A 26,039-nucleotide genomic window follows, 5' to 3' on the forward strand; every position below is an offset into this window, starting at 1 on the left:
CCGCCCCCTTTGCCTAGCCGCGCCCGTTTGCGCCGACTTAAGACGCCGCCGTTGCCGCGAGAGGCTCGAACGATGGCCCTCCGGACCTGCCAGCGACAACGCCCCCGGCCGCCGGCGCCATGGACGCAAGCATTTCGGCGATCGCGGAGGCGACAGTGCTGGCGACGACCTTGCGATTCGTTCCGCGCTCATAGGCGAGAGGCTCGCCAAAGACGAGATCGCATTGGATCGGTTCGCCCTTGAGCACCGACCAGAGGTGCGGCGCCAAGGATGCGTCGCCGAACCAGGCCGCCGAAGGCGACGAATAGCGGATCGCGACGGGCTGCACGGCGACAGCCTCGACGTCATTGGCCTTGACGAGCAGATCGCGCGCGGCGGCGAAATGCGAACTGTGAAATTTGCGAAGCGTCAGGCCGTCGCCGGTCGTGCCTTCGGGAAACAGGAGCGCGCAGCGGCCCTTGAGCATGCGCTGCGCCAATGCCCCGTTCGCGCCCGGAATCGACCGGCGTCGATTGCGATCCACGAAGACGGTTTCCTGCAGGCGCGCGAAGGCGGAAATCATCGGCCAGGAGCCGACCTCCCGCTTGGCGAGAAAGCAGATCGGCTCGACGCTGCACAGCGCGAGAATGTCGAGCCATGACACGTGATTGGCGGCCAGAAGCCGGGGTCCTTGCGGTCCAACAACGGCGCCCCGCGCGGAAATCTTCAATCGCACCAACCCCGCCAGAGTCCGGCTGAAGAGTATGGGGAGCCAGAGCCGGATCGGCCAGCCCATGCGCAAAGCCATCCATTGCAAAGGCGCGCAGATGAGCAAGAAAAAGATCAGCGCAAGACAGATCATTGAAATTCGCAAATAAGCCATGTTGCTTTGCAGGCTCCGAATTTGAATCGGCTCTGTTTATCGCTGTAGACTTTCAGTTTGATGACAGACGAGCGTCAGTCCGGCTCAGCATGAGCTTCGGCCATGGGAGCGAAGCCTTCTTGCCTTCGTCATGAAAGCTTCGTGTCGCGCTCCTAGGCTTCGCCTTCTGTTTCTCGACGAGATTCGTTGATCATGTGGCCCATCGGCACGCCTTTCGGCGGAAATGTCCCGCGCCCTGCCCCCTTCATGCGGCCCCGCCGCATCATCCGCGACCTTACCGGTCTGCCGGCGGTGCTTGGACGTTTCGGTCCCTTCGAAATCAGACTCGCGACGACAAAACAGGAAATTCGCAAGGCGCAGCGCCTGCGCTTCCATGTCTTCTATGAGGAAGGCAACGCGACGCCGCAGCAAGGGACCGCGCTGATGCGCCGCGACATTTGTCCATTCGACAATTTTTGCGACCATCTGCTCGTCATCGACAGAGAGGCGCGCAATCGTTTCGGCCGGAACAAGCCGAAAGTGGTCGGCACCTATCGTCTGTTGCGCAGGGACGTCGCCGAACGCAATCTCGGCTTCTACAGCCAGCGCGAATTCGACATCGCCCCGCTGCTCGCGCGGCACGCCGACAAGCGGTTCCTTGAGCTGGGACGCTCCTGCGTTCACCCGAAATATCGCTCGAAGCGAGCCATCGAACTTTTATGGCGCGGTCTTTGGATCTACGCGAAACACCACCGCATCGATGTCTTGATCGGCTGCGCCAGCCTGCCCGGAATCAATCCGTTGGCTCTCGCGTTGCCTTTGAGCTTCTTGCATCATCAAGCTTCCGCAGCCGAGGAATGGAGCGTTCGTCCGCTCGCCGATCGCATAGAAATGGCGATCCTCGACAAGAACGCCGTCGATTCGCGCCGGGGGATCGCCGCTCTGCCTCCCCTGCTCAAGGCCTATCTCCGCGTCGGGGCGCGGTTTGGCGATGGCGCGGTGATCGACGCTCAATTCGGAACGACCGACGTCTTCACGATCATGCCGCTCGCCGATATCGAAGAACGCTACATCAGCTATTATGGCGGGCCGATGGAAATGCCGGAGAGCTTTGTCGCCTGAAGCGCGCAAAGGCTCCGTAAGGCGAGCATTCATTTCTTACGCATGATCTTATCCAAAAAAAGTCTCCAACTTCTTGGGATCATGCTCTCCGTCAAATTATCCGCATGATCTTATCCAAAAAGTCTCCAACTTTTTTGGGATCATGCTCTCGATCAAATTATCCGCATGATCTTATCCAAAAAAAGTCTCCAACTTCTTGGGATCATGCTCTCCGTCAAATTATCCGCATGATCTGATCCAAAAAGTCTCCAACTTTTTTGGGATCATGCTCTCGATCAAATTATCCGCATGATCTGATCCAAAAAGTCTCCAACTTTTTTGGGATCATGCTCTCGCATCCCCGTTTCGACGCAATTCCAAAACCACTTCTTTACCGGCGCGAATGTCAATTGAGGCGGTGAGCTTTCTGCGCCAATTTAAGCGATGCGCCGCTGCGGTCAGTCCCGGGCAAGCTCCTTCGGAAAAACTCCGCAGACCCGCTTGAGAGCCCAAATCCATGCTCAACGCCACAACTTATTATCGCGCAATCACAAAAGACTATTCCCGGACCCTGGCCGGGACAGCGTCGGGCGTGACGGCATCGCGGGAAACGGATTATTTTCTCGCGAATATCGGAAAGGTGAAGTCCGCCGACGCCCTATTGAAAAACAACAAGCTCTACGCCTATGTCATGAAGGCCTTCGGCCTGACCGACAAAATCAATGCGAAGGGATTGATTCGCAAGGTCCTCGAGGGGGGCGTCTCGGGCCCAAAAAGCCTCGCCACGACTTTGCATGACCCCCGCTACAAAGCCCTCGCCACGGCGTTCAACTTCGCGGCGAATGGCGCCGCGACGACGAGCATGACCGCGGCCCAACAGGGAACGGTCGACAAATATGTTCAACAGACCCTGGAAGCCAATGTCGGGCAGCAAAATGAAGGCGCGCAGATGGCGCTTTATTTTCAGCGCATGGCTCCGAACATCGCCACCGCCTACAATATCCTTGGCGACAAAACCCTGTTGAAGGTCGTTCAGACCGCGTTCGGCTTGCCAGTGTCGATGTCACAGCAAAACATCGATATGCAAGCCAAGCTGATCAACAATCAACTGAAGATCAGCGATTTGCAAAATCCCGCCAAACTGAAAAAATTCATCGAGCGGTTCACCGCCACCTATGATTCCAAGAATGCCTCGACAGCGCCGACGAATCCGACATCGGCTATGCTCTTCTCATCGGCGAGCGGAGCCGCCGGCGTCAGTTCGGATCTGCTTTTGCGGCTTGCAAATCTGAAACTTGGAGGCTCCTGAATCATGCAATCCGGGCTTTACGTCACCCTTTCCGCCCAAGTGGCGCTCGAGCGGCGCATGACCACGATCGCCGCCAATGTCGCCAACCAAGGCACTCCGGGGTATCGGGCCGAGGAGGTCGACTTCAAAGCGCTTGTATCGCGGTCCGGAGACAGACCCGTCGCCTATGTTTCGCAAGGAGAAACATTTATTTCCCGGCAGCGCGGCGTGCCGCTAAAGACCAACAATCCCCTCGACGTCTCGGTTCAAGGCGATGGCTGGCTCGCGCTGCAAACGCCAGCCGGAACGGTCTATACGCGCGATGGCCGCCTGCGCCTGCGGGAAAGCGGCGCATTGCAAAGCATTGACGGCTATGCCGTTCTCGATGCCGGCAACGCTCCTATTCTTCTCGATCCTGATGGCGGTCCGCCGAGCATCGCCCAAGACGGAATGATCACGCAAAGCGGCCGTCAGATCGGCGCCATCGGCCTATTCAGTCTGGACGACGGCGCGAAGCTCAAGCGCTACGACAATTCCGGCGTCATGTCCGATAAGGGCGCGACGCCCGTCCTCGACTTCAGCCGCAATGGACTTGCGCAAGGCTATGTCGAGGGGGCGAACATCAATCCGGTTCTTGAGATCGCTAGAATGATCGCGGTGTCGCGCGCCTTTGAAAGCGTGTCCTCCGCGCTGCAGGGGTCCGAAGCTTCTTTGAAAGACGCGATCAAGACGCTTGGCGGCCCGTCGTGAGCGAGAACGCGCTCGCTCGTCTCGCCCTCGGCGTGGAGCAGGCTTGCGATGAACTGCCGATGGTTCGCGTCTCCGGCAGCGTTGCCGAAATTGCGCCGTCGCATGCGCGCGTGGCAGGCCTATCGCTATACCTGAAACTCGGAGACTGCGTCGATTTCGAGTCGGGCGGACTGAGCCAACGCGCCGAAGTGGTGCGGATCGATGCGCAAGGGGCGAGCGTCAAGACTTTCGAGACCAATACGCGCGCCCGGCTCGGCGACCGCGTGTTTCGCGTCGGCCCCATGCAACTCGCGCCGCATGTGAGCTGGAAAGGCCGCGTCATTAACGCGCTTGGCGTCCCGATCGATGCGGCGGGTCCGCTGCGCCAGGGCGAGGAGGCCGTCGGGATCGAGGCCTTGCCGCCTCCCGCCATGCGGCGCGGCCGCGTCACCAGACCTTTGAGGACCGGCGTGCGGGTGATTGACCTGTTCACGCCGATCTGCGCCGGCCAACGCATCGGAATTTTTGCGGGTTCCGGCGTCGGCAAATCGACGCTCCTCGCGATGCTCGCGGGATCGCGCGATTTCGACGCCGTGGTGATCGCGCTCGTTGGCGAACGCGGCCGCGAAGTGCGCGAATTTCTCGACGACGCCCTGGCTTTGAACCGCGCGGTTTCAGTCGCCGTCGTCGCGACCGGCGATGAAAGCCCGACGATGCGGCGCATGGCGCCAAAGACCGCCATGGCCATCGCCGAATATTTTCGGGATCGCGGCGAATCCGTGCTGCTGATCGTCGACAGCGTCACGCGATACGCCCATGCCGCGCGCGATGTCGCGCTGGCCGCCGGAGAGCCCGCCGTGGCGCGCGGCTATGCCCCGAGCGTGTTCAGCGATCTGCCCAAGCTTCTCGAAAGGGCGGGGCCGGGCGAAGAGGGCAAAGGCTCGATTACCGGCGTGTTTTCCGTCCTCGTCGACGGCGACGATCATAATGATCCTGTGGCGGACGCCATACGCGGCACGCTCGACGGCCATATCGTTCTCGATCGCGCCATAGCGGATCAGGGCCGCTTTCCGGCGGTCAATGTCTTGGCCTCGATCTCCCGTCTGGCGCAGGTCGCCTGGACGCCCGAGCAGAACAGCCTCGTCATCAAGCTGCGCGGCCTCATCGCCCGCTTTGAGGACACGCGCGATTTGCGGCTGATGGGCGGCTATCGGCACGGCGGCGACGGCGAGCTCGACCAAGCGGTCGCGCTGGTTCCGAAAATCTACGAAGCCATGGCGCAAGCGCCAAAATCCGAGCCGAGCAAGGATGCGTTTCGGGAACTCGCCCAGCTCCTGCAGGAGAAGACATAAACTTAACTCCGTCGGCTGTGTGGGCTCGAGCGCCTGGATTTTTACGACCGCATCTGCGCCTGATCAGAAGTCTATCGATCGTCGGGCAGCTCTTCGAGCAACCGTGAGCCCCACCGATGCTGTCTGATTTTTTGGGCGGTCGGACGGACGGAACACAGACGTTTTCTGCTCGCTGATTCGACAACGGTGACCGTTCATATCGCGTTCGCCCCTGCGGGCCCATCTTCATCCAACCATTCCCGCCAGATCGCTAGAAGCACGGCGAGAATGAGCGGGCCAAGAAACAGTCCAATCAGTCCAAACGCAAGCAGTCCGCCCATCACGCCAAAGAGAACCATCACCAGGGGAATGTCAGTGGCGTTGCTGATCAACAGCGGCTTCAGAATATTGTCGGTCAGATTGACGACGACGGCTCCCCAGGCCAACAACGCGAGACCGGCGCCGACCTGGTCGGAGAGCAAAAGCCAAACGCTGATCGGCCCCCAGACCGCCACCGTGCCAATAAAGGGGATCAAGGCCGTCAATGCTGTCAGCGCGCCTAACAAAATGGGAGTTCCGACGCCAATGATGGCATAGCCGACGCCGGCGATGAAACCTTGCGCCATCGCGCTGACGATCACTCCGGAAACCACGGCTCGCGTCGTGTCTCCGACCGCTTTGAAATAATGGTCCGCGGGATCGCCCACCACTTTGCGCAATCCCTTGCGAACCTGCTCCAACACCTGGTCGCCGTCGCGGTAAAAAAAGAAGAGCGCCACCGCCGTCACGGCGAGCTGCGCTGCGCTGCGTCCAATCTTCCCAACCATCCCCGCCAGCTCGCGTATCCACGGCTCGAGCCATTCGTTCACCTGTTGCTTTCGAAGCTCGGGATCGTTCCAAACGCGAGTCAGCGCCTCGTTCAGAGCGGGGCCAACGACGGGAATGCGGGTGATTGCCTCCGGCAAGACAAATGGCTGCTCGGCGAACCTCGTCGACAGCTCACGATAGGCGGCGGCGAGCTCGCTCTGCAGACGGATCAAGAGAATCGAGACCGGCACGACCAGAACAATGATCAGCAGCAAAGTCGTGACCGTCGCCGCGAGGGTGGGCCGATCTCCGGACAGGCGAAGAATGCGCCGATGCGCGGGGTCAGTCACATAAGCAAGAATGGCGGCCCAGGCGAGCGGCGCCAGAAAGGGCTTGACCACGAAAAGACCGAGCCCGACGACGACGCCCAGCAAGATCAGGCCGAAACTCTGGTGATTTTGCATGGCGCACGCGCTCCCCGACCTCTTCGCCTTAAGCCTGATGACCCTGACTGCCAATGGGCCCCAGTGACTAAGCGCCGAAGTCCCGCCCTGCCGCGTTGCAACGGTTTTGGCGCGAAAACATCCAGCTCAAGGCTATGGGTCGAAGGCTAGAGCCTATTAGAGCATTTTCAAGCGAGGTGGATACCGGTTCGCCTTAAGAAAATGCGACAAAACAAAAGCCTGGAGCTGCTTTCTGATTCCGTCGGAACCGAAAGCGCTAGGCGAATGTTGGCTGAGCGTCAGTGTCTTTGCGCTTGGGTCACTGGCCGGCGTTGATGAGGCTTGCATTGCCGCCCACCGCAGCCGTGTTGATCGTCACCGTCTGCTCAACACAGAAGCGGTCAAGGTAATGCGGTCCGCCAGCTTTCGGGCCCGTGCCCGAGAGGCCGAAGCCGCCAAAGGGCTGCGTTCCGACGACCGCGCCGATCATATTGCGATTGACGTAGCAATTGCCGGCCAGTCGCCGCTCGACAATCTCATCGATCACCGCGTCGATCCGTGAATGCACGCCCAAAGTCAGCCCGAAGCCGGCGGCCTCGATGCTATCGAGCAGGCCGCCGAGCTCGCTCGCCTTGTAGCGCGCCACATGAAGGATCGGCCCGAACGCTTCGCGTCTGAGATCGCTCACGCTCGACAGTTCAAAAATATGCGGCGCGAGGTAAAAGCCGCGCGGCGGCGCGGTTGAGGGCGCCCGCCCGGCATAGTGGACGATCGCGCAGGCGCGCATGTCCTCGATATGAGCTTCGAGGCTTCGCTTGGCGGCGAGATCGATCACCGGGCCGACGTGGACGCCAAGAGCGCGCGGATCGCCAACGAGTAACTCGCGCGCGGCGCCTTTGATCATCGCGATCATCCTATCTGCGACATCCTCTTGAAGACAGAGCAGCCGGAGCGCCGAGCAGCGTTGTCCGGCCGAGCGGAACGCCGAGGCGACCACATCGTCGCACACCTGTTCGGGCAGAGCTGTCGCATCGGCGATCATCGCATTGACGCCGCCCGTTTCTGCGATCAATTGCGCGATCGGCCCCGATTTGGCGGCAAGGCTGCGATTGATCTTTGTCGCCGTATCCATCGAGCCTGTGATTGCAACCCCGGCGACGCCGTCGAGGGCGACAAGCGCCGCGCCCACATCGCCGTCCCCCGGCAAGAGATGAAGAACCGACGCAGGGACGCCGGCCCGATACAGCAATGAAACAGCTTGCGCCGCGATCAAAGGCGTCTGCTCGGCCGGCTTGGCGAGGACGCTGTTGCCAGCGGCCAGCGCGGCGGCGATCTGGCCAAGAAAAATCGACAGGGGAAAGTTCCACGGACTGATGCACACGAAGACGCCGCGGCCATGACAAAAAAGCCTATTGTCTTCTCCAGTCGGCCCCGGCATCGGAGCTGGCGAGGCGAACCGCCGCCGCGCCTCTTGCGCATAATAGCGACAAAAATCGATCGCCTCGCGCCATTCGCCGATGGCGTCCTCGAGCGTTTTGCCGGCCTCGATCTGGAGAAGATGAAGCCATCGCGGCGCCTGCGCCTCAAGCTCCTGCGCGGCGCGATCGAGACAGGCCGCGCGCAAGCCCACCGGCGTGCGCGACCATATTTTGAAGCCGCCGCGGGCCTCGCGCATGGCCTCCTGCAAGAGGCCTGGCGCCGCCTCCCGCACGAGGCCAATCGAAGACCCATCGATGGGCGAGGCGATGGCGCGCGCCGCTCCCTCCCGCGCCGCGCCGGAGACTATCGGCGCGGCCTCGAACGCGCCGGCCTCTCTTGCGATCGCGGCCATCAGCGCGCCAATTTCTTGCCGGTCGCCGAATTCGACGCCTTTTGCGGTCTTGCGCCCAGGGTGCAGATCTTCCGGCAAAGGCAGAAATGGCGGGCGGGCGTTTGTCGCCTCGCCGATAATCGTCTGCGGGCGGATCAAGAGCTCGGCCGCCGGCACATGCGGATCGCCAAGACGCGCGACGAAAGACGAATTCGCGCCATTTTCGAGAAGCCGCCGCACCAGATAGGCGAGCAGGTTTTCATGCGCGCCGACCGGCGCGTAGATCCGGCATGCGGCTTGGGGAAACTCGCTCCGAAGCGCTGCGGAAAGATCATCGCCCATTCCATGCAGCCGCTGAAATTCATAGCCCTCGACGCCGCCGGCCAATTCAATGATCGTCGCGATGGAGAGCGCATTGTGGGTGGCGAATTGCGGATAGATCGTTTCGCGCAGCGACAGGAGCCGCCGGGCGCAGGCGATGTAATTCAAATCGGTCATCGCCTTGCGGGTGAATACCGGATAGTCGGCGAGACCACGCTCTTGCGCACGCTTGATCTCGCTGTCCCAATAGGCGCCCTTGACAAGCCGCAGGGTCAGCCGGCGATTGAAGCAACGCGCGCTCGCCGCGACATGATCAATCACGTTTGAGGCGCGCTTCTGATAGGCTTGCACGGCGAGGCCAAAGCCCGACCAGTCCTTGAGCGTCGGATCGCTCAGCAATCGGTCGACGATATCGAGCGACAGCTCGAGCCGGTCGGCTTCCTCCGCATCGATTGTGAAGTTCAGATCATGCCGCTTCGCCGCGCAAGCGAGCTCCAAGACCAGCGGCGTCAACTCGGCGAGAACGCGCGCGCGCGATTGCGCTTCGTAGCGCGGGTGGAGCGCGGAAAGCTTGACCGAAATGCCGGGACGCGCCGCCAGCGAGGAGGCGGGTTCAGCCAACACGCCAATGGCCTCGATCGCATGCGCATAGGCGGCATAATAGCGCTCCGCATCGTCCATGGTCCGGGCGCCCTCGCCCAGCATGTCGAAGGAATGGCGATAGCTCCAGCCAGCGGCCGAGCCGGCGCGATACAAGGCGTCCTCTATCGTTTGACCGAAGACGAAATGCGAGCCCATGAGGGCCATCGCCTGCCGCGCGGCCGCGCGCAATGCGCCCATGCCGATCCGGCGCGCCAGCACAGCGACGACGCCTTCGGCGCACTTGCCCTTCTCGATGACGCGCGCGGAAATCCCGAGCGCCCAAGCTGCGGCGGAGACAAGCAGGGCCTCCGAGCCTCCGGCATGGCTGCTCCAATGGGCCGACGCAAGCTTGTCCTCGATCAATCGGTCGGCGGTGAAATCGTCCGGCACGCGCAGCAACGCTTCCGCCAGCACCATCAGAGCGAGGCCCTCCTCCGACGACAGGGAATATTCCCGGAGCAAATCCTCAAGCCCGCCAATGCGGATGGATCTGCGCCGGACCGACGCGATGAGGCGCGATGCGAGCCCATCGATCCGCGCCTCGGCCTCGTCGCCGAGCCGCGCATCTTGCAGCAATTTTGCGGCGAGCAGCGCGTCCGCTGGCGCATAAGGCGCGCAGAATGCGGGAAGCCCGAGTTCGGTCGTCATCGGCAGCTTTTAAACGGTGTTGAACGAGAGTCTCATATAGGCATCGGGCGCGGCTGTTCGAGTATGGCTCTTTTCGGAGATCGCAAGCTTCACAAGGCTCCTCTGGTGCAAACTTTCGGAATCAACGCAACGAATTGATGGGGAGCACGAGTCGGCTCATGCAGCGAGAACTGCATTCCAGATTTCGGGCGCGGTTTTGCCTTTGACGAGAAGCTTGCCGAGTTTGAATTGACCTTTTCTGATCCGATGCATCAGTTAAATGCCGGCAATGGTGATCGAGGCGCTGCGAAGCCGCTTCAATCCAAGCATAGGACCCAAACGAAGTTTGATTGATCGGTGATCCTGCTCGATCAAATTGTTGAGGTACTTGGACGATCGTATTTTGGTCCGCTCGCCGCGCCGATGTTCGCCGAGGACTTCCCGCGCCGCCCGATGGGATGCTTGGCAGCCATCGAGCGTGACGGCGCGCGGCAGCCGGCCCTGGCTCTTGAACGCCCGATGGAGAAACGCTCTGGCGGCTGCGACATCCCGCTTGGCGCAGAGCAGGAAATCGACGGTCTCTCCCTCTTTATCGACGGCGCGGTAAAGATAAGTCCAGCGGCCTTTGATCCTCACGTAGGTTTCGTCGACGCGCCAAGGCGCGCCAGCTCGGCATGCAAAGCCGTTCCCGCGCTTTTCGAATTCCGGACGATAGCGTTGGATCTAGCGCATGAGCGACGGAAATCCCGCGCTCGGCCATCATTTCCACGAGATCCCGAAAGCTAAGCTTAAACCTCAGATGCCACCGGACGCAAAGGATGATGATCTCCCGGTCGAAATGGCGGCCTTTGAAAGATCATCAATGTTCAGCATTCGAGTTCCTGTCCTCCAAAAGCGTGTTCACGGCAAATATGCCGCGCTTTTGCCGTTCGCACCAGAACCCTTGATCCAGGGCGCCAATAGGCGAGCCGATGTCATTGAAAAAATTGGCGCACCCGAGAGGATTCGAACCTCTGGCCTCTGCCTTCGGAGGGCAGCGCTCTATCCAGCTGAGCTACGGGTGCCTGCGCAGGATCTCTCTTTGCGCTATTTGATTTATCTTAGCCGATTTTGCTGCGTCGCGCCAAGCGGCTTCTTTCCGGCCTTGGCCTTCAGACCCCTTTTTCGCCCAGCCGAATCCCGCAAAACCGATGTTCCCCGTCGCCGCGTCGAAAATTCTGGCGTAGGAACATGGACCAACGCTCCCGAACGCCTCGCAAAGCCGCGGGACAGGCATGACTGTATTTCTCGCCCTCCATCCATCGGCCCAAGCGCGCGCCGCCGCAAACAAAGGCGCATGATGGAGGATCTCCGCCTCTACGCGCCGGCCGCCCGGCGAAACTGCAATCCGATTCTGGAAATTCTGCTGGAGCATCTGCCCTCCGAAGGACTGGTCCTTGAAGTGGCGAGCGGCTCCGGCGAACATTGCATCAGGTTCGGCGAAAAGCTGCCCCGCCACGTTATGCAGCCGAGCGATCCCGATCCGGCGGCCAGAGCCAGCATAGACGCCTGGATCGCGGCGTCCCGCGTGGAAAATGTCCGCGCCGCGATCGCTCTCGACGCGGCCGCGACTGTCTGGCCGCTGAATGAGGCCGCCGCCATCATCTGCATCAACATGGTCCATATTGCGCCTTGGGCCGCGACGCAGGGCCTTTTCACAGGCGCCGCGCGCGTTTTGCCTTCGGACGGCCCCTTGTTTCTTTATGGACCTTACAAGCGCGGGGGCGGCCATGTCAGCCAAAGCAACGCGGATTTCGACCTCGATCTGCGCCGGCGCAATGCGCAATGGGGCGTCAGGGACATTGAGCAAATCGCCGAGCTTGCCTTGGCGACCGGCTTTTCAGAACCGCTCGCCATCGAGATGCCGGCCAATAATATGACGCTGGTGTTCCGCAAGCAGCGCGAGGGCGCGTGCGCAAAGCCTTTTTCGTCCGAGCGCGCCGAATCGAGCCGCATTTGCGGCCTTCCGCCTGACCCGACTTCATGTTAGAGCGCTCCCTCTCCTCTCGGGACGAGCAGCCGATCCGCCGCGATGCAGCGGCGCTTGATTTTTTCGGCTCCTCGCCCGTCAAACGCCTGGCAAGACCGCATGCCAACTCGGATCGATAACCGTTTTGCAGACCTCGCGCGGGAAAAACGCGCTGCGCTCATCACTTTCGTGATGGCCGGCGATCCCGACCTCGCGACATGCCTCGATATCCTGAAAGCCTTGCCGAAGGCTGGGGCCGACGTGATCGAGGTCGGCATGCCCTTCACCGACCCCATGGCCGACGGCCCGGCGATCCAGGCGGCTGGGCTGCGCGCGTTGGCGGCTGGAACCAATCTTGTGAAAACGCTCGCCCTCGTCGCTGATTTTCGCAAGAGCGATCAGGCGACGCCGATCGTCCTCATGGGTTATTACAATCCGATCTATGTCCATGGCGTAGACGCCTTTCTGAAGGAAGCCCAGGCGGCCGGCGTCGATGGCCTGATCGTCGTCGACCTGCCGCCCGAAGAGGACGAAGAGCTCTGCCTGCCGGCGCTCAAGGCCGGGCTAAATTTCATCCGTCTCGCGACGCCCACCACCGACGATGCGCGCCTGCCGGCCGTCCTCGCCAATACGTCGGGCTTTGTCTATTATGTTTCGATTACCGGCATTACCGGAGCCGCCGCGCCGGATTTTTCGAAAACCGCCATGGCCGTCGAGCGGATCAAGCGGCATACGGCTTTGCCGGTCGCCGTGGGATTTGGCGTCAAGAACGCGAAATCCGCCCGCGCCATCGCCGCCCATGCGGATGGAGTCGTCGTCGGCTCGGCGCTGGTTGAGGCCTTGCGCGCCTCGCTCGACCGCGATGGCAAGGCGACGGGCAAGAGCGTCGAGGCGGTCGTCGGCCTCGTCGCCGAGATCGCCAAGGGCGTTCGAATGGCGGCGCCGCGATCCGCCTTGCGCATGATCTTCGAAAAACTGCAAGGTTTCTGGATAGGACCATCCGTTAAAACAACGAGATAGAGAGCATGATTGGAGTTCTGGCGCTGTTTCGCGGCTTGGATCGAAAAATGCTCCAAGGCCCCGCCGCGAGTTCCAAGTTGCGCCCAGCCAAGATCGCCCTTAAACAGGATCGCCCATGAACTGGATCTCAAATGTCGTCCCGCCCAAGGTCAGGTCGCTGCTGCGCCGCGAGACGCCGGAGAACCTTTGGGTCAAGTGCCCGGAAAGCGGCGAACTGGTCTTTCACAAGGATCTTGAAGCCAATCTCTTCGTGGTGCCGGGATCTGGCTATCACATGCGGCTCGCGCCCAAGGCGCGGCTGGACAATCTTTTCGACGGCGCGGTCTATGAAGAACTCGCCACGCCTGAAGTGCCTCTCGATCCCTTGAAATTTCGCGATGTGAAGCGCTACACCGACCGGCTCAAGGAATATCGCCTGAAGACCGAGGCGCTAGACGCCATAAAGCTCGCCTTCGGCGCGTTGGAAGGCAAGAACGTCGTCGTCGCCATTCAGGATTTCGATTTTCTCGGCGGTTCGCTCGGCATGGCGGCGGGCGAAGCCATCGTGACCGGGATGCTGACCGCGGTTGAGCGCCACACCCCATTCATCATCTTCACGGCCTCGGGCGGCGCGCGCATGCAGGAGGGGATTTTCTCGTTGATGCAAATGCCGCGCACGACGATCGCCGTGCAGCGCCTGCGCGCCGCCAAGCTTCCCTATATCGTCGTGCTGACCAATCCGACGACGGGCGGCGTCACCGCCTCTTACGCGATGCTCGGCGACATCCACGTCGCGGAACCAGGCGCGGTGATCGGCTTTGCTGGCGCAAGGGTGATCGAACAGACCATTCGCGAACGCCTGCCCGAGGGCTTCCAGCGCGCGGAATATCTCGAGGCGCATGGCATGATCGACATGGTCGTCCACCGGCACGACATGCGCGCCACGCTCGCCCGGCTTTGCGGCCTTTTGACCCGGACGCCAACCGCGGCGCAGGCCGCCGCCTGACAGGCGGCGCGAACAAGAGCACCATGGATTCGCTGGACGCGCTCCTCTCTCGCCTATTCAAGCTGCATCGAAAAACGATCGAGCTGTCGCTCGGGCGGATCGAACGGCTGCTTGCGGCTCTCGGATCGCCGGAGCGCAACCTGCCGCCCACCATCCATGTCGCCGGCACGAATGGCAAAGGCTCGACGATCGCCTTCATGCGCGCGATCCTGGAGGCGGCGGGAAAGCGCGTCCATGTCTATACGTCGCCTCATCTGGTGCGCTTTCACGAGCGCATCAGGCTTGGGGCCGAAGGCGGCGGACGGCTCGTCGGCGACGCCGAACTTTTCGCCGCGTTGAGCGCTTGCGAGGAGGCCAATGCTGGCGCGCCGATCACCTTCTTCGAATCGACCACGGCCGCCGCGTTCAAACTGTTCAGCGAAACGCCAGCCGATTATCTCCTGCTGGAGGTCGGCCTCGGCGGCAGGTTCGACGCCACCAATGTCATTGCGCAGCCGCGCGCTGCGATCATCACGCCCATCTCGATCGATCATCCGGAGTTCCTCGGTTCGACGATCGAAAAAATTGCTTTTGAAAAGGCCGGGATCTTCAAGCCGGGCGCGACGGCGATTTTGAGCGTGCAACACGAATCGGCCTTGGCGGCGCTGCGGCGGGAAGCCGGGCGCAAGGGCGCGCCGCTGATCGTTGCGGGCGAGGATTACGCCGCCAGGGAGGAACACGGCCGCCTCATATTCGAGGATGAGCGCGGCCTTCTCGATCTGCCGGCGCCGCGTCTGCTCGGCCGGCATCAGCATCAAAACGCCGCGACCGCCATAGCCGCCGTGCGCTACATCGAGCCGGATCTCGAACATGGCGCCTTCGAGCGCGGCCTCAGCCAGGCCGAATGGCCAGCGCGGCTGCAAAATCTCGTCAAGGGGCATGTCGCGGCGCTCGCCCCTGAAGGCGCCGAAATCTGGCTCGATGGCGGCCACAACGAGGACGCCGGGCGCGCGCTGGCCCAATCCATGGCCGATTTCGAGGACAAGCTGCAAAAGCCGCTCATCCTCATCTGCGGCACGCTCGCGACCAAGGACACCAGCGGCTTTCTGCGGGCGTTCAAAGGCCTCGCGCAGGAAGTGCTCGCCGTTCCAGTTGAGGCCGAACAAGCCAATCCGGCGCGCGACGTCGCCGCCGCGGCAAACACTGTCGGGATCAGGTCGGCGGCATGCGAAAGCGTCGAATCGGCGCTGCGCTTCCTCGCCGTGCGCGACTGGCGCGCGCCGCCGCGCATCCTGATCACAGGCAGCCTTTATCTCGCCGGCGAAGTGCTGGCGCTCAATGGAACGCCGCCGCAATAGCGCGCAAATGGCGCGACGACTCGTGGAGAAAATCAGACGCTTAGCGGCCGCCGCTTAGGGCCGGAAAGGAATAGCTTCGCGATGCATAGTTTTTGATTTCTGCGCGAAACATGTAGCTTTATATGGCGACGGTTCGTGTTTGTTAAGAATCGTCCAGGAAAAGAAATGCCCGAGATAAGCCGGAACCGCGTTTATGAGCGCGACACTGATTCCCTTTTCTTGCGTCTTCTGCGTGATCGTCCGGATGTAGGGGGCAGCCTCGCCGAGATGACGACCGCAAATCGGCCAGTCGGAACCTTCGAGGTGAAGAGCCAGGTGCGACATGCGACGGGAACTGGTTCTGTCGATATCGTCGTTCGGTATCGCGACGGACCGCTTCTCCTAATCGAAAATAAGATTGATGCTGCTTACAGTATCACGCGCGAGGGTCACGGCCAGCCGCAGCGCTACCAGAAAAGCGTCATGGCCTTCCGGGCAGCAGGCGTCGACGCTCACTCCGTGCTGCTCGCCCCGGCGAGATACCTTGCGAGCAGTCGGCTCGCCGATCTGTTTAATGCACGGATTCCCTACGAGAGCCTCCGGACTCTGATGGAAGGTAAAGACCGTACATTACTTGAGGCGGCGATTTTGCAGGCCCAAGCGCCATACGAGCCTCTCGCGAATATGGGGGCGGGCGAATTCTTTGCCGGGATCCGTCAACTGATTGTCGAGCGCTACCCTGATCTCGTTATGAAGCGCGATCCGAACGATGGCGGTATTCGACCAGATGCATCGCGTACAGTGTATTTCGATGTTCCTCGGACATTGCGCTTGCACCAAAAAGTGCCCCGGCCCCGCATGTCGCTTCAATGCTGGGATAGCGCGGCGCGTTCCGCTTCCGTCAAAATCATGCTGCCGAATCGGGCTGTGCTCGCATCGCGCTTGGCTGTGCCGCAAAGCCTAGCAGACGTTGGGGGTTATTTGCGCACAGCAAATCGCTCGCTCGGCATCACAATTGATACGCCGCGTCTCGATACACAGAAACCATTTTTTGAACAAGCAGATGACATCGGCGAAGCAATGGAAGCCGCTTTGCGTCTGCAAAGCTGGTGGAACGGGAACAGCGAACTCTTACGGCAGTGGGACTCTATTATTCTATAACGGCCGCAAAGGTGCTGTGCAAAAATCTCAATTTTTGCACAATTCCCAAAGGCTACTCCTGGTCAAAAATACATGTTCAACGGGGTGCCAACCGGATTAATCCCCTGGCAAAGTCTGCACTCAACCGCCATCATATTCGGCCCAGCAATCCGGCGTCTCGAACACGATGACGCTCGCAAGCTGCGGCAGTTTTGGCCGGACGCGGTCGAAAATCCAGATCGCGATGTTTTCGGCGGTGGGATTTTCGAGCCCTTCGATATCGTTCAAATAAAAATGGTCGAGCCGCTCCAGCAAAGGCCCGAAGGCGGCCTCGATTTCAAAAAAATCGACCACGAAACCGGTGAGCGGATCGACCTCGCCTTCGAGCCTCAACTCGACGCGATAGGAATGGCCGTGCAGCCGGCGGCAGCGATGCTTTTCGGGCACATTGGGGAGAAGATGCGCCGCTTCGAAGCGGAAAGCTTGAGTGATCTTCATTGAAGGAATTTCATGGAATGCCGATCAGCTTGTGGGTTTGCAGACTGAGCCGCCAGCGCGGATGCGCGAGACAATAAGCGATCGCCTCGGCGGTATTCGCCGCGAGATTGGCGCCATCCATCGGCTGGAGCCAGAAATGCGCAAACGAAAGCTCAGCGAATTCCTCCGGCGCGACGCCCGGTTGTGGGAAAACCAGCTTGAGTTCGGATCCGCCCGTGGCGACCAAGGCGGCGCCGGCCTTCGGGCTGACGCAAATCCAGTCAAGGCCTGAGGGCGCGGCGAGCGTTCCATTGGTCTCGACGGCAATCTCGAAGCCGCGCGCATGCGCCGCGTCGATGAGTTCCGCGTCGAGTTGCAGCAAAGGCTCGCCGCCGGTGAAAACGACAAAGCGATTCGCCTCTCCGCCGCTCCATACCGCCTCGATCGCGGCGGCAAGTTGCTCGGCATCGGCAAAGGCGCCGCCGCCCGCGCCGTCGGTTCCGACAAAATCGGTGTCGCAGAAACGGCAATCGGCATCGACGCGATCCTTCTCCCGGCCCGACCAAAGATTGCAGCCGGAAAAGCGGCAGAAGACCGCGGCCCGCCCGGCCTGCGCGCCTTCGCCCTGCAAGGTCAGGAAAATCTCCTTCACCGCATAGTGGCTCATGAAGGCTCCGCCCCCGCTTTCGCTCCTCGCCCAAGCGAAGCTCGTGGAACAAGCAAAAAGGACCTCTCTCGAGGTCCTTTTTCCAAGTGAGCGGCCAACAAGTGAGCGGCCGACAGGCGGCCGGCGCGCTGGCGGCGGATCAAATGGCGTCGGTGATCCATTTCTTGAGTTCGCCCTTCGGCGCGGCGCCGATTTTCGTGGAGGCCTGCTTGCCATCCTTGAACAGCATCAAGGTCGGTATCGTCCGGATGCCATAGGCCCCGGCGACGCCCGGGTTCTCATCGACATTGAGCTTGGCGATGGTGACCTTGCCTTGCAACTCCTCGGCGATTTCCTCGAGCGACGGGCCGATCATCTTGCAGGGCCCGCACCATTCGGCCCAAAAATCCACCACGACGGGGCCGCCGGCCCCCACCACGTCGGCTTTGAAGGTGGCGTCTGTGACTTTAACGGTGGACATGCTCGTCTCTCGTCATTGTAGGGCGCGGGACTATACCCGCCGCATTGCACCCAGCAACGTAGGAAAGCGCGCGCCTTGCGTCAAGCCAAGCCTTGAATCAATCAAAGCTGGGCGAACCCGCTCCATGAGCGGCGAAGCCCCCCAAGGCGGCGTCGAGCGCCGCATCCTCCAAATCAACGACGAGCGGCCCTTCCGTCCAAATCAACAGCATGCGCAGGCGCTTGTCGGGCCAAAGCGGAGCCAGGACGGCCCGATAAAGCGCCATCTGAGCCAGATAGGCCGCGGGCGTCCGCGCCACGGCACAAGGCGCGCCGGTCTTGTAATCGGCGACGAGAACTTCGCTTTGAGCGACGGCAATCCTGTCGACTTGGCCGGTCACCTCGATAGAGCCGCCGGAGGGCAACGACGCCTTGCCGGCGACGGAGACTTCGGCCCTTGAGTCCGGCCCGAAGAGGCCGGCGAGCGAGGGCGAGTCGATCACCGCCAGGGCCTTATCGGCAAGGTCTTGCCGAATTGGCGCGTCGAGATCCCCGGCCCGCGCGGAGAGAAACGCCAGCGCCGCCTTGCGCCGATGCTCGGCCTCGACGCCCGGCAGATATTGGAGCAGGACATGCATCAGCCCGCCCTGCCGCAGCGCAATGCGCCGCGTTTGCGTCAGATCGGCATCCTCCAGCCGATCGGCGGCGGCAAGAGCGTTCGATGGCCGGATCGGCGGCGGCGCATTGGTTTCGGGCGCGGCGGGGCACCAAAGCCAGTCCGGCGCGTCCAAAGCCGCATCATCCGAAGGCGGATTTACCGCATCATCGGCCAAGGGCGCGCCGCCCAGCGTGTGGCGGCGCAAAATTGTCTCCTCGGCGTCCCAGAAGGCCGGCGCGCGCTCTATCTCGTCGTCCTGCGCCAGCGCCGCTTCGATCATCGCCGCCCAGCTGCCGGCGCTCGGCTTTCTCACCCCGTAGAATCCGGCGATATACAGGCGCTCCTCGGCGCGGGTCAAAGCGACATAGAGAAGCCGCCGGTATTCGTCGGCCGTCGCCTCCTGCATTTTCTTGCGCGCGGTTTCGATCGCGATGCAATCCGCATCGCGGCGCGGCGACCAGGCGATGACCGACTGCTCGGCTGTCCCGGTCTCAAGCGCGAATATCTTCGGTTCGTGATGCGCCGAGGGCGCCCCGCAGGTATCGGGAAGAAAGACGATCTTGGCCTCGAGCCCTTTGGCCGCATGCACCGTCATCACCCGCACGACATCGCGTCCAGCCTCCATGTCGCGCCGGATCGAATGCTCCATGCCTTCAAGATCGGCGAGGAACGTCGCCAGGGAAGGTGCCGCCTCGTCTTCATGCGCCAAGGCGAGCGCTAAAAACTCATCGATCGCGTCGCCCGCTTCCGGGCCAAGCCGCGCCTCCAGCGCGCGGCGCCCGCCTTCCTGTCCGAGCAGACGCGAATAAAAGGAAAAGGGGCTCGATGCGGTCCGTTGACGCCAAAGAGAGAGCTTGGCGAAGGCCCGCGCAGACCGCGCATCGGGTGCGCTCCCGAGCGCGTCGAAAAGGCTGCCGTCGCGATGCGGCGCGATCGCCAGAAGATCGTCGTCATCAAGCCCCATCAACGGGGATTTCAGGACGCAGGCAAGCGTGAGATCGTCCTGCGGCAGCAAGGCCGCGCGCCCGGCTGCGATGAGATCCATGACCGCGATGTGTTCGCCGAGCTCCAGCCGGTCGGCGCCGGCGACGGGAACCTTGCAGCGCTTCAGGGCGCGAATCATCGCCTCGAAAAAAGCATCGCGCCGACGCACCAGAATCATGATGTCTCCGGCGCGAACCGGACGCAATCCGCCGACTTTATCATCATGGACATATTCGCCGGAGCCGACAGCGGTGAGCCGGGCGATCTTTTGCGCGATCCGCTCCGCGACGAGACTTGCCGGGTCCTTGGCGTCGAGAATGTCGAGCGGCAGCCTCCAGTCGCGCGGATCATCGCGCGCCTCGGCGGCAACAATCGGCCAGATTTCGACAAGGCCAGGTAGCTGAAGCTTCAAGGCTTCGTGCGGCATCCAGACGTCATTGGGCGCGACGAGGCCGTTTTGATGTTCGCTTCGCTCGAATACCTTGTCGATGGCCGCGAGCACGCCGGGCGCCGAGCGAAACGATTGGACGAGGCGCACATGCGCAAAGGATTGCGCGCCGGCAATGAATCGCGTTTCGAATTTTCGCCGCATCTGCCCGAACATATGCGGCGCGGCGCCCTGGAACGAAAAGATCGATTGCTTCTCGTCGCCAACCGCGAAGAAAGTGCGCGGCGCGCCGTCCCGCCCGAAGCCGGACGCGAAATCGCCGGTAAGCCGTTCGAGGATCTTCCACTGCGCCGCGCTCGTGTCCTGCGCCTCGTCGACGAGAATATGGTCGATGCCCGCGTCTAACTTGTAGAGCACCCAACGCGCATCGGATCGTTCGAGCAGAGCCAGGGTCCGCGCGACGAGATCTTCGAAATCGAGCGCGCCGCGCGCGGCCTTCATCTCTCCATAGCGCGTGAAAACCGCGTCGACGACCGCGATAAGCGCAAGCGTGCGATCCAGCGCCGCGGCGCTCTTGCGCTCGGCGCGCAGCGGCTCGAGGCGCTCCTGCTTTGAAAAAAGCGCATCGGCAATGTCGGGGCGATCCTTGGCGAGGCTTGCTGTGAGAAGGCTTTTGGCCTTTGCGCCCTCGCCCTTGTCGATGAAGAAGACGGCGAGAAATGAAGCGAGACAATCTTGAAGATCGTCATCGAAGCGGCGCGCCTGATAGGCCGCCGCGGCTTGCCGTAGAAGCCCCGCCCTGTCTTGGTCGCTCTTCTTGCCGCGGTCGAGAAAGGCCGCGATCTCGCTCCATTGCCCGGGCGCAAGACCATCCTCGATCATCTCGCGCTCGATGCATGCGCTGTTGCGGCCAGGCGCCAATCCCAACGCCTTGCGCAACGCCGGTTTGGGGTCCTGCGGCCAGCGCGCCCGCGACATCGCGCGATGCCTCATCGCCTCCTTGATCAGGGCTTCGAAATCGCTCGCCGAACATTCGTCCGCGATGCGCGAAAGCGCCTCGCCCAGATTGGCGGCTGCGTCCCCCGCCCGCGTCAAAATCTCGCGCCGCGCGCGCTGCAACAGCTCATCCCGGCGCATATCGTCGGCGACCTCGAAACGCGCCGGAACATTGGCCTCGAATGGAAACAGGTGAAGCAGTCTTTCGCAGAATGCGTGGATCGTTTGAATTTTCAATCCGCCCGGCGTCTCCACCGTCCGCGCGAAAAGTTTTCGCGCTGCGATTATATCCTGCCGGCGAGGCGTCGGCGCTCCAGTCGAGAGAATCGCCTCGGCCAACTCCTGATCGGCAAGGCGCGTCCAGGCCGCGAGCGTATCGAACACGCGCGCCGCCATGTTGGCCGCCGCCGCCTTGGTGAAGGTCAGGCAGAGAATTTTCGAGGGCGCGACGCCTTGCAGAAGAAGCCGCACGACGCGCTGCGCCAGGACATGCGTCTTGCCCGATCCGGCATTGGCCGAAACCCATACCGAAGAGGCCGGATCAGACGCCGCATGCTGCTTCTTGAGCGTCGAAAGCGAAATTCGCAAAACGTCCGTCATTGGCCCGCCGCTTCCGGCTCGCCGCCGAGCGACCATTCCTTGACCCGCGCCAGATGATCATAAGCATTGAAGCGCGCGTAAAATTTCGGAAAGGGACGCGGCGGATAGGGCGTCGCGGGGTCGCGGAACTGATTGAGCAGATCGACGAGACCGGCATAGTGGCTCGCGGCGACTTCGGCGAAACCGCCATTGTCCTTGAACTCCACCGGATATTCCTTGCCGCCCTCGGCCCCGCCGAGTTTGAGATAGAGACCCTCGATCGACGCCAGCTTCGGGCGAGGCCCGAAGGCGCCCTCCCCCGCCATCACGGCCTCGAGCGTGAGTTGCGGCGCGAAGCCGACGAGAATTTCCGTCTTTCCCGGCGGCGCTCCGGTCTTGTAATCGACAAGCATCAAGCCTCCGTCGGCCCGCAGCTCGATGCGGTCGGCGCGCGCCCGAAGCGTGAAATGCGAACCATCAACCAGGGGAATGACGAGCCTGCCCTCGACCTCGGTCTTGATCTCTCTTATGCCGCCGCGCCGCCTTGCCTCGAACCCGAGATAGAAATCGATGGTCCTTTCAAATCGCGGCCGTTGAAACGCTTTGAAATCCGGATCCATCAGATTGGCTTTGAGACCCTCGCGCAGCAGCGCGCAAAGCTGCTCGCGCGCATCGGGCGGCAATGCGCCGCTCGGATAGGCCGCAACAAAACGCTCCAGCGCGGCATGAACCGCGCTGCCGACCTCGGCCGCGCCCGCCGCGCCGCCAAGGGGCGGCAATTCCGTGAGCCGCAAGATCCTTTCGGCATAGATGGCGTAGGGATCGCGCCGCAAGGTCTCGATGCGCGTGACGCTGAGATTGTCCGGGCGCAGATCGACCGGGGGCCTCGGCATCGGCCTCTTGATTTGCGCCGTCGCCTCCACCGGCCGGTCGATCGTCCGCGTCAGGTCCAGATAAAACTTTCCGCGCCGGGCGCATTCAAGCCAGGCCTCGTCCCCAAGCGCCGCCATGCGCTGGAGAAAACGCGAAGCCACCGTCGGCGCGCCGCCGCGTTTACACGCCCGGCTCAAGATCACCCGGCGATGGCCGAAGGCTTGCGTGAAATCATGCGCGGTCTGACCGAGTTTACGCTCTGGCGGCGTCAATCCCAGAGCGGCGCGCATCGGACGATTGAGAAAGGCGTCGGTTCGCGCTTGCGGCGGCCAGACGGTCTCATCGAGGCCACCAAGCAGCACCACATCGGCATCCATGAGGCGGGCTTCGAGAAGACCAAAAATCTTGAGGCGCGGATGGGCGCGCTTGGGTCCCCGCAATACGACCTCCCGCGCGACCGCGGCGAAGAAATGGCCATAGGACTCCGCGTCAAAGACCATGCCCGCGGCGGCGCTCGCCGAAAGCTCATCGAACAACGCCTCCAAAGCCTCGCGATCCTCGCCGCCGGCGGGATCGTCTTCGGCGCTCGCGACCGCATCGAGCGTTTCGCGATGCGCGGCGATCCAGGTTTTCAGACCCTGCTCCCCGCGCAAGGCGAGAAGCGGCTGAAATTGCGCGCCAAGGCGGATCAGGAGCTCGTGCAACCCCGCCCATTCGCTCGCCGAAATCCGTTGCTTGGCGGGATGCGCGAAGCGATCCTTGGCCTCCTCTTGCGCCGCCGCGATCATATCTGCAGCGGCGCCAAGAATGCGATCCTTGAGGCCTCCGGCGGCGCGCGGCGAGCGCAACACGCCGATTTCGAGAAGCGGCGCGAGGCGGGCGACTTCGCCGGAACAAAGCCCGAGACGCAACTCAGGATGGGCGAGAAGCGCGGCAAGGCTTTCCGCGCTCATCGCGCTAGCGGCGCAAGCGATGACCAGCCGCGCCAAAACCCCATGCGGGCTTGCGCTCAAAGGCGCGCCGCCGGAATCGTCGACCTCGATCCCCCAGCGCAGCAATTCGGCGCCGACGCGGCGCGCAAGGGTGCGGTCGGGCGTCACCAAGGCCGCCGTAGCGCCCGGCGTTTCCAAGGCCTCCCGCATGGCGATGGCGAGTCCGAGCGCCTCCTCGCGTTCGTCGGCGGCTTCGATGAGGCTCACGCTTTCCAGCGCGGCGGTGCGGGCGGCTGGGTCAAGCTCTGCGCGATAGGCGATCCATGCGTCGGTCGCATCGGCCGGCCGCAGCGCCTGCGAAACGAACCGGGCGCGGGCCGCGCGCGCGGGGTCCACTTCGCCCAAACGGACAACCTCCTCGCGTTTGACCTGGAGCGTCTTCAGAAGGCGGCAAAGGGCCGACTGCGGATGGGTGAAGGAGGCGTCGACATTCGCCTTGGCGTCGCCCGCGATCAGCGCGAAGGCGCCCTCGTCCAGGTCCTGATCGAGACCGGGCAGAACCACCGCGCCCATTGGCGCGCGGGCAATGGCGGCCAGCAGCCGCGCCGTCGCGCGATTGGTGCCAGTCGAGCCGATCGCGATGACCGGCGTCGTGACGCGGCCCTCTTCCAGTCTTTTGATCTGCGCCTCGACGAGCGCCGCCTGCCGGCGGGCCTTGTCGACAAGGCCTTGATCCTGCAGAATTTTTGGCCACTGACCGATGGCTATGTTAAGGAAATCAAGGGTGATGCGCCAATAGGAATCGAACTCAGGCAGGACCAGCGGATCGAGTGCGCCCCAAGCGACATCCTCGATGATCAATTCGTCGATAAGCCCCGCCAATTCGCCGGAGAGATGCCAGGCGTCGGCGGCTGTCGTCGCGACGAGGAAGGATTCGGCGGGATCGACCTCGTGTTTGCCGCCGGCGCAGATTCTGACGATCGCATGAGCCAGAGCGCGCGCCCATTTCAAGATCAATTCGGCAAGTTGCATGCGCCGCGCGATTTCGCCCATCGCCAATGGCGGGTCGAAGCCTTGCGGCTCATCCAGAAACGACGCGGCGTCGAAGAGAAGCCCGGTCTCAGTCTCCTCCAAGCCACCGAGCGGCAGAATGCGCGGCAGCAGCGTCGAGGAGCGCCCCAAGGCGCGGGCGAGTTCATCGGCCAAGGCGCGGGCGGCGCGGCGGGTCGGCACATAGATGGTCGCCCCGGCGATTTCCAGTGGCCCCAACTGGCGGGAAAACCTCTCGACGACGCGCCCGTCAAGCAGCGCCTCGGCAAAGGTTTTGAGAAATGGCGCGCCGGGAGGGATGGTGAAGATTCGTTTTTTTTCCACGCGCGCCGATCCGTGCCGTTAGAGCATGATGCCGAAAAGTGGAAACCGGTTTTCGGACGACATCATGCTCTAACTCTTTGAGGAGAGGCGGATTTAAGACTTTGGACGAGATCGCGCTGCGATTCCATCCAAAATCATCCGGCTCTAGAGCATACTTTTGACGCGAACCAGCGCCCGCTTCGCTTGAGAAGGGTCCAACGATTTGGACGCCCCGGCGCAGATTTTATGCATTGATTTTCGGGAAATTTCACTCCTTGAGCGCATCAATTCAGTGCGTTTGCACAGATGCATGCTTTGATCGAGGATTTCAGCCATGAACCGCAGTTTACTCACGGGCGCAGCAATCCTGGCCCTGGCGCTCGCCATTGGCGCGCCGAACACAGCCGACGCCTTCCGCGACGGACCTGGCGGGCGCGTGGCTGGCGGCGCGGGCTTTGACCGAGGCGCCGGCGGCGGTGAGCGGGGCGGGGACCGTGCTGGCGGCGCGGGAGCCGAGGGCGGCGGATGGCGCGCGGGCGCGGGTGGAGCCGAAGGCGGCGCGGTCTACGGCGGAGCAGCGGGCGGAGTCGAGGGCGGCGCGGTCTACGGCGAAACAGGCGGCGTGGAGGGCGGCGCTGTCTATGGCGGCGCGGGCGGCGTCGAAGGCCGAGCGGCATATGGCCGCGCCGGCGGCGCTGAAGGCGGCAAGTGGGGCGCAGGTGGCGGTGATGGCCATGCAAGCCGTTTCGGCGGCGGCGAGGGATTCGGCGGCCGCGCAGGCGGCTTCGGCGGCGGCCACGCAAGATGAACAGATAGACGCGCCTTCCGTGGACTCGTCACCTTGCTGAAAGAAGGTCCAGGGATTGATCGCTTGCCAGAGCCTTTGCGGGGCCAACGAGATCTGGAAAGGTCTCGACATGGTCGCCTCATGCTGGGAAGGAGACTAGGAGACAAGCCAGAAGCATAGAATTTCCGAAGGCGGGACGAAAAAGGCTTCCAACTGGCGCGCCTTGACGCCAGCCGCCGCCGCGCCTACCTATCTTGTTCAAACCTAGGGGATCCCCGTCAGGGGGCTGAGAGGCTGGCAGCGCTTATTTTCGGCGCATGAATCTATCCGAAAAGTCTGCAGCTTTTCGGGTTCATGCTCAAAAGAAGCGGCCCGGCGACCCTTCGAACCTGATCCAGTTCGCACTGGCGTAGGGATGGTCGGCAATGCTCCCCTTTAGAGAACCGCCTCTTCGCAGCTCCTTTGGTCGGCGCCCCGTGCGGCTTGGGCGCGACGCAA

The 26,039-nt window shown here is 62.4% G+C and carries 18 protein-coding genes, 1 tRNA gene and 1 pseudogene; 9 read left to right on the top strand and 11 right to left on the bottom strand.

The genetic code is table 11. The features are described from left to right. Positions 1-37 precede the first annotated feature (37 nt). On the bottom strand, positions 38-862 hold the full coding sequence (locus tag DL86_RS17750; protein ID WP_051953713.1) for a lysophospholipid acyltransferase family protein: 825 nt from the start codon (positions 860-862) through the stop codon (positions 38-40). 192 nt (positions 863-1,054) lie between these two features. Here DL86_RS17750 and olsB point away from each other — a divergent pair, with 192 nt between their 5' ends. The 4 genes from olsB to fliI all read left to right on the top strand — a co-directional run bounded on the left by olsB (position 1,055) and on the right by fliI (position 5,311). Continuing rightward, complete coding sequence (gene olsB, locus DL86_RS17755; RefSeq protein ID WP_036264363.1) at positions 1,055-1,963, top strand: l-ornithine N(alpha)-acyltransferase; 909 nt, start codon at positions 1,055-1,057, stop codon at positions 1,961-1,963. A 496-nt stretch (positions 1,964-2,459) separates the two neighbouring features. Beyond that, positions 2,460-3,251 carry a DUF1217 domain-containing protein gene (locus DL86_RS17760; protein WP_036264366.1) on the top strand — a complete coding sequence of 264 codons (792 nt, stop codon included), beginning with the start codon at positions 2,460-2,462 and terminating at the stop codon, positions 3,249-3,251. 3 nt (positions 3,252-3,254) lie between these two features. After that, entirely contained in the window at positions 3,255-3,980 is a 726-nt protein-coding gene (gene flgF, locus DL86_RS17765; RefSeq protein ID WP_036264368.1) for a flagellar basal-body rod protein FlgF, read from the top strand. Continuing rightward, positions 3,977-5,311, top strand: a complete 1,335-nt coding sequence (gene fliI / locus DL86_RS17770) for a flagellar protein export ATPase FliI (protein WP_036264370.1) — start codon at positions 3,977-3,979, stop codon at positions 5,309-5,311. The genes flgF and fliI overlap by 4 nt, the downstream gene beginning before the upstream one ends. 194 nt (positions 5,312-5,505) lie before the next feature. Here fliI and DL86_RS17775 read toward each other — a convergent pair whose 3' ends face one another. The 4 genes and pseudogenes from DL86_RS17775 to DL86_RS17790 all read right to left on the bottom strand — a co-directional run bounded on the left by DL86_RS17775 (position 5,506) and on the right by DL86_RS17790 (position 11,004). Beyond that, positions 5,506-6,561 carry an AI-2E family transporter gene (locus tag DL86_RS17775; RefSeq protein ID WP_036264371.1) on the bottom strand — a complete coding sequence of 352 codons (1,056 nt, stop codon included), beginning with the start codon at positions 6,559-6,561 and terminating at the stop codon, positions 5,506-5,508. 298 nt (positions 6,562-6,859) lie between these two features. After that, a complete protein-coding gene (putA, locus tag DL86_RS17780) occupies positions 6,860-9,961 on the bottom strand; it encodes a bifunctional proline dehydrogenase/L-glutamate gamma-semialdehyde dehydrogenase PutA (RefSeq protein WP_036264374.1) in 3,102 nt (1,033 codons plus the stop codon). Positions 9,962-10,117: 156 nt separating this feature from the next. After that, positions 10,118-10,766, bottom strand: a pseudogene (locus DL86_RS19510) (IS6 family transposase). Between the two features lie 161 nt (positions 10,767-10,927). Further along, positions 10,928-11,004: transfer RNA gene (locus DL86_RS17790), tRNA-Arg, on the bottom strand. 272 nt (positions 11,005-11,276) lie between these two features. On the opposite strand from DL86_RS17790, the gene DL86_RS19515 reads away from it, so the two are divergent. The 5 genes from DL86_RS19515 to DL86_RS17815 all read left to right on the top strand — a co-directional run bounded on the left by DL86_RS19515 (position 11,277) and on the right by DL86_RS17815 (position 16,430). Further along, on the top strand, positions 11,277-11,969 hold the full coding sequence (locus tag DL86_RS19515; RefSeq protein ID WP_156964732.1) for a DUF938 domain-containing protein: 693 nt from the start codon (positions 11,277-11,279) through the stop codon (positions 11,967-11,969). Positions 11,970-12,068: 99 nt separating this feature from the next. Then, positions 12,069-12,968 carry a tryptophan synthase subunit alpha gene (gene trpA / locus DL86_RS17800; RefSeq protein ID WP_084573024.1) on the top strand — a complete coding sequence of 300 codons (900 nt, stop codon included), beginning with the start codon at positions 12,069-12,071 and terminating at the stop codon, positions 12,966-12,968. 115 nt (positions 12,969-13,083) lie between these two features. Continuing rightward, positions 13,084-13,953 (top strand): acetyl-CoA carboxylase, carboxyltransferase subunit beta, encoded by an 870-nt coding sequence (accD, locus tag DL86_RS17805; protein ID WP_036264375.1) that lies wholly within the window; start codon positions 13,084-13,086, stop codon positions 13,951-13,953. Between the two features lie 23 nt (positions 13,954-13,976). Continuing rightward, positions 13,977-15,290 (top strand): bifunctional folylpolyglutamate synthase/dihydrofolate synthase, encoded by a 1,314-nt coding sequence (locus tag DL86_RS17810; protein ID WP_036264603.1) that lies wholly within the window; start codon positions 13,977-13,979, stop codon positions 15,288-15,290. A 165-nt stretch (positions 15,291-15,455) separates the two neighbouring features. Then, positions 15,456-16,430, top strand: coding sequence for a hypothetical protein (locus DL86_RS17815; RefSeq protein ID WP_036264376.1), 975 nt, complete (start codon positions 15,456-15,458; stop codon positions 16,428-16,430). A 120-nt stretch (positions 16,431-16,550) separates the two neighbouring features. On the opposite strand, the gene queD is transcribed toward DL86_RS17815, so the two are convergent. From queD to DL86_RS17845, 6 genes are all read right to left on the bottom strand, one after another. After that, entirely contained in the window at positions 16,551-16,907 is a 357-nt protein-coding gene (gene queD / locus DL86_RS17820; protein ID WP_036264378.1) for a 6-carboxytetrahydropterin synthase QueD, read from the bottom strand. A gap of 10 nt (positions 16,908-16,917) precedes the next feature. Further along, positions 16,918-17,553, bottom strand: coding sequence for a 7-carboxy-7-deazaguanine synthase (gene queE, locus DL86_RS17825; RefSeq protein WP_036264379.1), 636 nt, complete (start codon positions 17,551-17,553; stop codon positions 16,918-16,920). Between the two features lie 139 nt (positions 17,554-17,692). Then, a complete protein-coding gene (gene trxA / locus DL86_RS17830) occupies positions 17,693-18,013 on the bottom strand; it encodes a thioredoxin TrxA (protein ID WP_036264380.1) in 321 nt (106 codons plus the stop codon). A 97-nt stretch (positions 18,014-18,110) separates the two neighbouring features. After that, on the bottom strand, positions 18,111-21,617 hold the full coding sequence (addA, locus tag DL86_RS17835) for a double-strand break repair helicase AddA (protein ID WP_036264605.1): 3,507 nt from the start codon (positions 21,615-21,617) through the stop codon (positions 18,111-18,113). Then, positions 21,614-24,775, bottom strand: a complete 3,162-nt coding sequence (gene addB / locus DL86_RS17840) for a double-strand break repair protein AddB (RefSeq protein ID WP_036264381.1) — start codon at positions 24,773-24,775, stop codon at positions 21,614-21,616. Before addB ends, addA begins: the two co-directional genes overlap by 4 nt. Positions 24,776-25,100: 325 nt before the next feature. Continuing rightward, positions 25,101-25,673, bottom strand: coding sequence for a hypothetical protein (locus tag DL86_RS17845; protein WP_036264382.1), 573 nt, complete (start codon positions 25,671-25,673; stop codon positions 25,101-25,103). Positions 25,674-26,039 lie beyond the last annotated feature (366 nt).

The organism is Methylocapsa aurea (assembly GCF_000746085.1).
In the GTDB taxonomy this organism is placed as follows: Bacteria; Pseudomonadota; Alphaproteobacteria; order Rhizobiales; family Beijerinckiaceae; genus Methylocapsa; species Methylocapsa aurea.